This is a genomic window from Pseudomonas sp. EB271-G4-1 (genome assembly GCF_058791355.1).
The window spans coordinates 1-7,270 of record NZ_JBYTEO010000120.1; the positions used below are offsets into that span (position 1 = coordinate 1).

Sequence of the window (7,270 nt, forward strand, 5' to 3'; positions counted from 1 at the left end):
CGCCAACAGCAAGGGGGAGCAAGCTCCCCCTTCGGTTTTTACCGGACACTAGTGACGCTCTGCGTGGGAATGCATCCTGTGACGCTCCGCGTCAGCATTGCGCATGGCTCACGTTCTGCGTCGTCAGCGGAACGCGGAGCGTCCCTGGCGGCATTCCCACGCAGAGCGTGGGAACGATCACAATCAACCCATCAAGGCCGCTGCACCACCCTCAGCCGCCCACTGCTGCCGCCCCCACAGAAAAACCGCTCGCCACCGTCGGATTCCAGCCCCGACACCCCGATGCCGTCCGGCAGCCTGAGGCTTTCAAGCACTTCGCCGGTGTTCGGGTCGACCCGGCGCAATTCGCTCTCCTCGTCTTCCCAGGTGCCATGCCACAGCGCGCCCTCGACCCAGGTCACCCCCGTGACAAAACGGTTGGATTGCAGGGTACGCAGGATAGTCCCGGTCTCGGGGTCGATCTGGTGGATTTTCCGTTCGCGGTACTGACCGACCCACAATGAGCCTTCGGCCCATGTCAGCCCCGAATCGTTGCCACCGCCAGGGGCCGGGATTGTGGCCAGGATTTCTCCGCTGCGAGGATCGACTTTCTGGATGCGGTCCTCGGCAATCTGGAACAGATGCTTACCATCGAAGGCGGTCCCGGCATGCGCAGCGACATCGAGCGAGCGCACCGTACGACCACTGTCGGGGTCCAGGGCGTAGAGCTTGTCGGTGGTTGCAAACCACACCTGCCGGCCGTCCCAGGTGACGCCGTGCACATCGTCGACATCGGCAAAGGGGCCATATTCACGCACAATTTTGGCGGCTGACTGTTTCATCTCGGTGTTCCTCCAAAGGGGTTGACGGGATCATCCTAGCCACCGGGCAGCGGAACCGGGAGTAACAAGGTCGTCGCGAAACCGGGCACCGGCGGGGTCACCCAGCGCCGTGCCCGTCCCTGTCCGAACGACTGCACCTTGCCCTTGGCTGCCAGCGCTTCGAGCGCGCGTTGCACTGCGCGCTGGCTGCTACCCAACGCCAGGGCCAAGGCCGAACTCGACCAGGACTCGCCGTCGCCAAGCAAGGCGAATACCGCTGCATACTTTTCTTCGACCGGTGGCGTGAGCAGCACCACGTCTGGTGAAACCTGAGCAACCAATGTGAACCCGCGTCGGGTGGCGATCACCGTAGCCAAGGGTTTCAACGCCGCGCGCAAGCGTCCGATTTCAACCCGCAGCCGGGCTCGATGGGATTCATCACTGAGTTTCAACCGAAAGGCCTGGGCGATGAGGGTCTCCCTGGGCACATCGCCCGGCCAGGCCTCGGCGAGTGCTCGCACCAGGGAAAACAGGATCGGACGCCTGGACAGGGAAACCGACATGCCCGCGCCACGCACGACATAGCGGCAAGCGTCCACCACCAGTGAAGTCGAGGCGAGCAGCGCTTCCACCTCGTCCAGCAACAGAGGCCGTTCTTCACCACGCACGAGCTGGTGCGCGGCGGGGCTGTTGAGAATGGAGGATGCACTTTCGACTTCTGCAGACAGCGCGGGAATGCCGGCGAGTTGCGCGGCGAGTTCGGCCCTGGCGAGCGCGGCCCGTGCGGCTTGTGAATGCAGGTGGCGCATCGCGATCCCTGCCACGACCAGCTCATGGGTCGCCCGCAAGGGTGGCGGCAACGTTGCCGGGTCCAGGTCAACGAGTTGCCCTTGGGCCTCATCGAGCCGGCCGATCAGCAACAAGCGACGGATGCCCAGATAACGCGCGTGGGCTGCATTGATAAGATCGCCGTGGGCTTGCAGCGTGACCCGCGCCGCTTCCAGCGCCTTCACCGGCCAACCAAGATCCCGCGAGGCCAGTGCGATCTCGGCTTCGGCGACGGTGCAGCGTGCCCGCGCCACGACTTCTTTCGGCCCAAAGGCCCGCGAGGCCATGCGTACCAGCGCTTTGGCCCGCACCAAATCCCCCAGTTGCGCCATGGCGATACCGCGCAGTGCCAGCGCGGGCGCATCGTCACGCAGCGCGATCCGGTCCAGCGCACCCAGCGGATCGCCCGCCGCCAACGCCTGCGCTGCGGCGGTGATCAGCGAATCCATTGCAGTCCTGCCACGCGTGTCACTCCTGCCGTGATAAGTCCGTATGAGTCTATCTCACCCCTCAGTGAGCGTATCCGGCAGTACAGCCAGGCCCGCCGCCACAGGGCAGCGCGTCGAGGGCCCTGTGCTAGTCTCCTTCGTCAAACGCGCACTGATGCGTTTGAACGAACTGCTTCCCCCGGATGATGGAGTTCAACATGAAAAACATCGCTTCCTGGTTAACGATCACGCTTGTAAGTCTAGTGCTTTGCGCCTGCGCCGCCGTCGATGCTGGCAGCGGTGGCGCCGGCGAGATGGAAATCCGCTCAGGAAAAATCGAGCAGATCACCATGACGCAAATGCAGACCAACCACGACAGCGGCGTCGGCGCCATCCTTGGCGGACTCGCGGGCGTGGGAATCGGTAGCCTGATCGGTTCGGGCACCGGGCGAGATGTCGCCATGGTCGCTGGCGCCCTTGCGGGTGCGGCGGGTGGCAACTACGCCGAGAAGAAAAAATACGATCAACCGCAACAGGCCCAGCAAATTATCGTGCGTACCAAGAGCGGCGTCCTGGTATCGGTAACGCAGCCGGTCAATGCCGCACTGAGCAAAGGCCAGAGTGTTTATATCGAAGGTACCGGCAACGAAGCCCGGGTAGTGCCGCAAAGCTGATCGCCTGTTGCACTCGAAATCCATGGTCACGCGTCAATGCTGATGCCCCGAGCCTGAACAGCTCGGGGCATTTTTCTTTCTGAATAAGCGGGCATCATTCGCTTCGACCGTCCGTCGTCCGGGCATGAAAATACCGCTTGACGTCGATTGAGATCTGGAGGACTATTATTTCCATCGGATGCGATCTAAGCGCACACGACATTACATACAACCTGACCGCACCCTTGAGGATTGACCCATGAGCAAGATCGAAAAAGTCCTGGCCACCGGCAAGACCCACACCACCCTGAGCAGCGCCGGCAACACCTCGCGCGGCCACAACGGCAACCTCGACATCGAACTGTCGACGCCAGGCTCCGCCCAGCCAGCCCATGTGTTCGCCGCCACCCAGCCGCACCCGAAAGCCGAGCAATTGTTCGCCGGGGCCTGGTCGGCCTGCTACACCGCGGCCGTCGGCCTGGTGGCCGCAGAGCGCAACATCGCGCTGCCGGCGGATCTGGCGGTCGACATCGAAGTGGACCTTGGCCAGACGGGCCCAGCGTACTTCCTCCAGGCCCGACTGACCCTGCGCGTGCCGGGGCTGGCACAGGACGTTGCAACGGAACTGGCGCATATCGCCGACTCCATTTGCCCCTATTCCAAGGCCACCCGCGGCAATATCGACGTTGCCCTGAACGTCATTACCGCATAATTAATATCGCATGCGATGCTAGCGTATACGAACAATATACCCACAGTAAACTTGAGGAACTCATCATGAGCAAGATCGAAAAAGTCCTGGCCACCGGCAAGACCCACACCACCCTGAGCAGCACCGGCACCACCTCGCGCGGCCATAAGGGCAACCTCGACATCGAATTGTCGTCCCCTGGCAGCGTCACACCGGCACATGTGTTCACCGGCGTACAACCGCACCCCAAGGCCGAGCAACTCTTCGCCGGAGCATGGTCGGCCTGCTACATCGCCGCGGTGGGCCTGGCCGCCCAACAGGCTAAGGTGTCATTGCCGGCCGACACGGCCGTGGACATCGAAGTCGACCTGGGCCAGACCGGCGCAGCCTACTTCCTCCAAGCCCGATTGACCCTGCGGGTGCCAGGCCTGTCACATGAAGTGGCGAGCGAACTGGCGCACAACGCCGATGCGATCTGCCCGTACTCCAAGGCCACCCGCGGCAACATTGACGTGAGCATCAACGTGCAGACCGCGTGATGCACCGCACGGCCGGTTCGCCAGGGTTATCCCCGGTAACCGGCCGCTTGGGGGGCGGGACCCGGAGGTTTGGAGCACTTCCGACACCATCGCATACGACGTATAATTTCAGCGTCGCAGCCTGCCCAAAGAGAGACCCCATGAAAACCACCGACAAAACGTCCGCCCTGGATCTCAAGCTTTCCGATTTCCTGTGTTTTGCGGTCTATTCCACCAACCTCGCTTTTGGCAAGGCCTACAAGCCGATGCTCGAACGACTCGGCCTGACCTATACGCAATACATCACCCTCGTTGCGCTGTGGGAGCAAGACAACCAGACCGTCGGCAGCCTCGGGGAAAAACTGTTCCTGGAATCCAACACCCTCACCCCGATCCTGAAAAAGCTCGAAGCGATGGGTTACCTGCTGCGTCAGCGCGACCCGGAAGACGAACGCCAGGTACGAATCAGCCTGACCGACGCCGGTCGCCAGCTGCGCACAGAGCTGACGGAAGACGGCTTTCCGCAAACCGGCCTCGATCCCGACGATTTCGTGCAGATGCAGCAGGCGATCGTGGCGTTGCGCAACAACCTCATCCGCAACACCAAAGCCGTGTAGGAGCGAGCACGCTCGCGATGGTCGTCAACGATGACGCGGGGCACCTGACACCCCGCGGTGCTCTCAGGCTCATCTTCGGCACACCGCCCGGAGCATGCTCGCTCCGACAGGGGTTTAGGGTTATTTGTCCGACTTGATCGCCGTCCACACCCGCGTGCGCACCCGCTCCAGCTTCTGCGGCAACGGCTGCACGACATACAGGGTTTTGAGAGCCTCGGGGGTCGGCGTCAGGTTCGGGTTGCCGGTGATTTCCTTGTTGATCAGCGCCAGCGAGTCCTTGTTGGCATTCGGGTAACCGAGGAAGTCGCTGATCGGTGCGATGACGGTCGGGTCGAGCAAAGTGTTGAGAAACGCGTGGGCTTCATCGACGTTCTTCGCGCTCTTGGGAATGGCAAAGGTGTCGAACCAGATCGGCGCGCCCTCCTTGGGCAAGCGCCAATCGACCACCACGCCATTGCCGGCCTCCTTGGCGCGGTTGCCGAACTGGTAGAAGCTGCCGGAGTAGCCGATGGCCACGCAAATGTCACCGTTGGCGATATCGGTCATGTACTTGGCCGAGTTGAAGTAGGTGACATAAGGGCGAATCTTCAGCATCAGCGCCTTGGCCTTTTCGTAGTCCTCGGGGTTCTGGCTGTTGGGGTCCAGCCCCAGGTAATGCAGGGCCAGCGGCAGAATCTCGGAGGGCGAGTCGAGCATGGCAACACCACAGGCCTTGAGTTTTTCCATATTCTCGGGCTTGAACACCAAGTCCCAACTGTCCACCGGTGCATTCTCGCCCAGGGCGGCCTTGACCTTCGCCGGGTTGAAGCCGATCAACACGGTGCCGTACATGTAAGGCACGCCGTACTGGTTGCCGGGGTCGTTCTTGTCCAGCAACTTGAGCAGCGCCGGGTCCTGGTGTTTCCAGTTGGGCAGCCTGGTCTTGTCCAGTTTCTGGAACACACCGGCCTTGATCTGGGTTTCGATGAACTGATTCGACGGCACCACCAAGTCATAGCCGCTGTTGCCGGTCAGCAGCTTGGCCTCCAGGGATTCGTTGGTGTCGAAGGTGTCCCAGGTGACCTTGATCCCGGTTTTCTCGGCGAAGTCCTTGGGCACGGACGGCAGGATATAGTCCGCCCAGTTGTACACCCGCAATTCGCGCTGCTCGGCATGTACGGCACTGGCCAGCAGCGTCAGGCCGCAAACGGTGGCACCCAATAGGCGTTTGATTGTGTCCATGGATCAATTCCCCAAGTCAGCTCGATGGTTTTTATGTGCTGTACACGGCAGCGCCCGGCAAAACAGCCAAGGCAAGGAAGATCGGGTTCATAGTTATCGATGGGAGGCTCTTGCGCATCAGCCACCGGTTTTCGATTCTTGCCGACAGCCCCGCAGGTTCATAGCGCGGGGTTGGCCAAAAGGAGATCGTAATGGCCATTATCGGTGTCCGGGAGCATAGCCAATGGTCGCTACGCGAAACGTTTTCGGCAGCCTGGAATGCGGCGCAAACCTGCAGGGATGGCGAATACCGTGCCTGCGACTTAATCTGCCTGTCACAGCAATCACCCCGTGGGGCGCCCTCCCGCCCGAGGAGTTGACCGATGCCGCTGACCCTCTATTACCACCCGCTTTCGTCGTTCTGCCACAAAGTGCTGATCGCCCTCTACGAGTACGACATCGATTTCCAGCGGCGAGTCATCGATCTTTCCAGTGCAGCAGACCGCGCGGAGCTCGAGGCGTTATGGCCCCTGTGCAAGTTCCCGGTCATCCGCGATCACACGCACCCGCAGGGGTTGGCGGAATCGAGTGTCATCATCGAATACCTGGACCGCTTCCATGGAGGTGGGCGCTGCCTGCTGCCCGGTGATTGGGATACTGCCTTGCAAGTGCGCTTGTGGGATCGGTTTTTCGACCAGTACGTGCAAGTACCGCTGCAGCAGATAGTCGCCGATCGCATTCGCGCGACGAACGGCGACCTGAGCCGGGAACGGGCCATGCTCACCACGGCCTACGGCATGCTCGAGCGCCAGCTGGCTACGCGAACCTGGGTGGCCAGCCCGGACTTCAGCCTGGCCGATTGCGCCGCGGCCCCGGCCCTGTTCTATGCCAGTACCCTGGTGCCCTTCCCCGACGACTGCCAACACCTGAGCACGTATTTCGACAGGCTGGTACAACGGCCTTCATTCCGGCGCGTCATCGACGAAGCCAGGCCCTGGTTCGCCTTCTATCCATTTGCCGAGGCCATTCCCCAACGGTTTCGCTAACAACCTCATGCGCACACTGAAGGCGCTTATCGGGTGTATATCCATTGCTGCGGTAACGGCCACCTCCTTCAGGTGTACATATCCATTCCTGCGGTAACGGCTACCTAGGGTTTCGCCCTTACGGCGAGTCACTTGGAAAAGCCTGTAGGAGCCCGGCTTGCCGGCGAAGGCGGCCTTATAGCCGACCTGACTTCGACGGATGTACTCGAATCAACTGTGGGAGCGGGCTTGCTCGCGAAGGCGGCCTGACAGCTGACCTATTATTTGTTGCCGGAGTACATATCCATTCCTGCGGTAACGGCCACCTAGGGTTTCGCTCTTACAGCGAGTCACTTGGAAGAGCGGAACGCCGCCCGGCCCTAAGTAACCAAGGGCTCTTGCCCCTGGCGTTCGGTGCCTCGCTAGGGCTCGACATGCCCTCGCTCCGGTCCTGCTCCGTGGGCCCGCCGCGATGGGCCATCCTTGGCCCAGCGCGGCTAAACCGGCATC

General features: G+C 61.7%; 8 protein-coding genes. 5 read left to right on the forward strand and 3 right to left on the reverse strand.

Translation table 11 applies throughout. The features are described 5' to 3' along the window. Window positions 1-191: 191 nt before the first annotated feature. Window positions 192-821 (reverse strand): Vgb family protein, encoded by a 630-nt coding sequence (locus AC3WWR_RS30420; protein WP_033044022.1) that lies wholly within the window; start codon window positions 819-821, stop codon window positions 192-194. A gap of 35 nt (window positions 822-856) precedes the next feature. Then, the gene (locus AC3WWR_RS30425) at window positions 857-2,077 is read right to left on the reverse strand and encodes a hypothetical protein (protein ID WP_020801212.1); all 1,221 of its coding nucleotides are present in this window, start codon (window positions 2,075-2,077) and stop codon (window positions 857-859) included. Between the two features lie 197 nt (window positions 2,078-2,274). Between AC3WWR_RS30425 and AC3WWR_RS30430 the strand changes: the two genes are divergently transcribed. The 4 genes from AC3WWR_RS30430 to AC3WWR_RS30445 all read left to right on the forward strand — a co-directional run bounded on the left by AC3WWR_RS30430 (window position 2,275) and on the right by AC3WWR_RS30445 (window position 4,535). Further along, window positions 2,275-2,730, forward strand: a complete 456-nt coding sequence (locus AC3WWR_RS30430) for an outer membrane lipoprotein (RefSeq protein ID WP_033044023.1) — start codon at window positions 2,275-2,277, stop codon at window positions 2,728-2,730. 238 nt (window positions 2,731-2,968) lie between these two features. Next, on the forward strand, window positions 2,969-3,421 hold the full coding sequence (locus AC3WWR_RS30435; protein ID WP_020801214.1) for an Ohr family peroxiredoxin: 453 nt from the start codon (window positions 2,969-2,971) through the stop codon (window positions 3,419-3,421). A 65-nt stretch (window positions 3,422-3,486) separates the two neighbouring features. Further along, window positions 3,487-3,939: an Ohr family peroxiredoxin gene (locus AC3WWR_RS30440; RefSeq protein ID WP_492599310.1), complete on the forward strand. Its 453-nt coding sequence runs from the start codon at window positions 3,487-3,489 to the stop codon at window positions 3,937-3,939. Between the two features lie 140 nt (window positions 3,940-4,079). Further along, on the forward strand, window positions 4,080-4,535 hold the full coding sequence (locus tag AC3WWR_RS30445; protein ID WP_020801216.1) for a MarR family winged helix-turn-helix transcriptional regulator: 456 nt from the start codon (window positions 4,080-4,082) through the stop codon (window positions 4,533-4,535). Window positions 4,536-4,655: 120 nt separating this feature from the next. Here the strand turns inward: AC3WWR_RS30445 and AC3WWR_RS30450 are convergent, their stop codons facing one another. Next, on the reverse strand, window positions 4,656-5,756 hold the full coding sequence (locus AC3WWR_RS30450; RefSeq protein ID WP_492599311.1) for a polyamine ABC transporter substrate-binding protein: 1,101 nt from the start codon (window positions 5,754-5,756) through the stop codon (window positions 4,656-4,658). A 362-nt stretch (window positions 5,757-6,118) separates the two neighbouring features. Here AC3WWR_RS30450 and AC3WWR_RS30455 point away from each other — a divergent pair, with 362 nt between their 5' ends. Beyond that, entirely contained in the window at window positions 6,119-6,781 is a 663-nt protein-coding gene (locus AC3WWR_RS30455; RefSeq protein WP_020801219.1) for a glutathione S-transferase family protein, read from the forward strand. The last annotated feature ends 489 nt before the right edge of the window (window positions 6,782-7,270 follow it).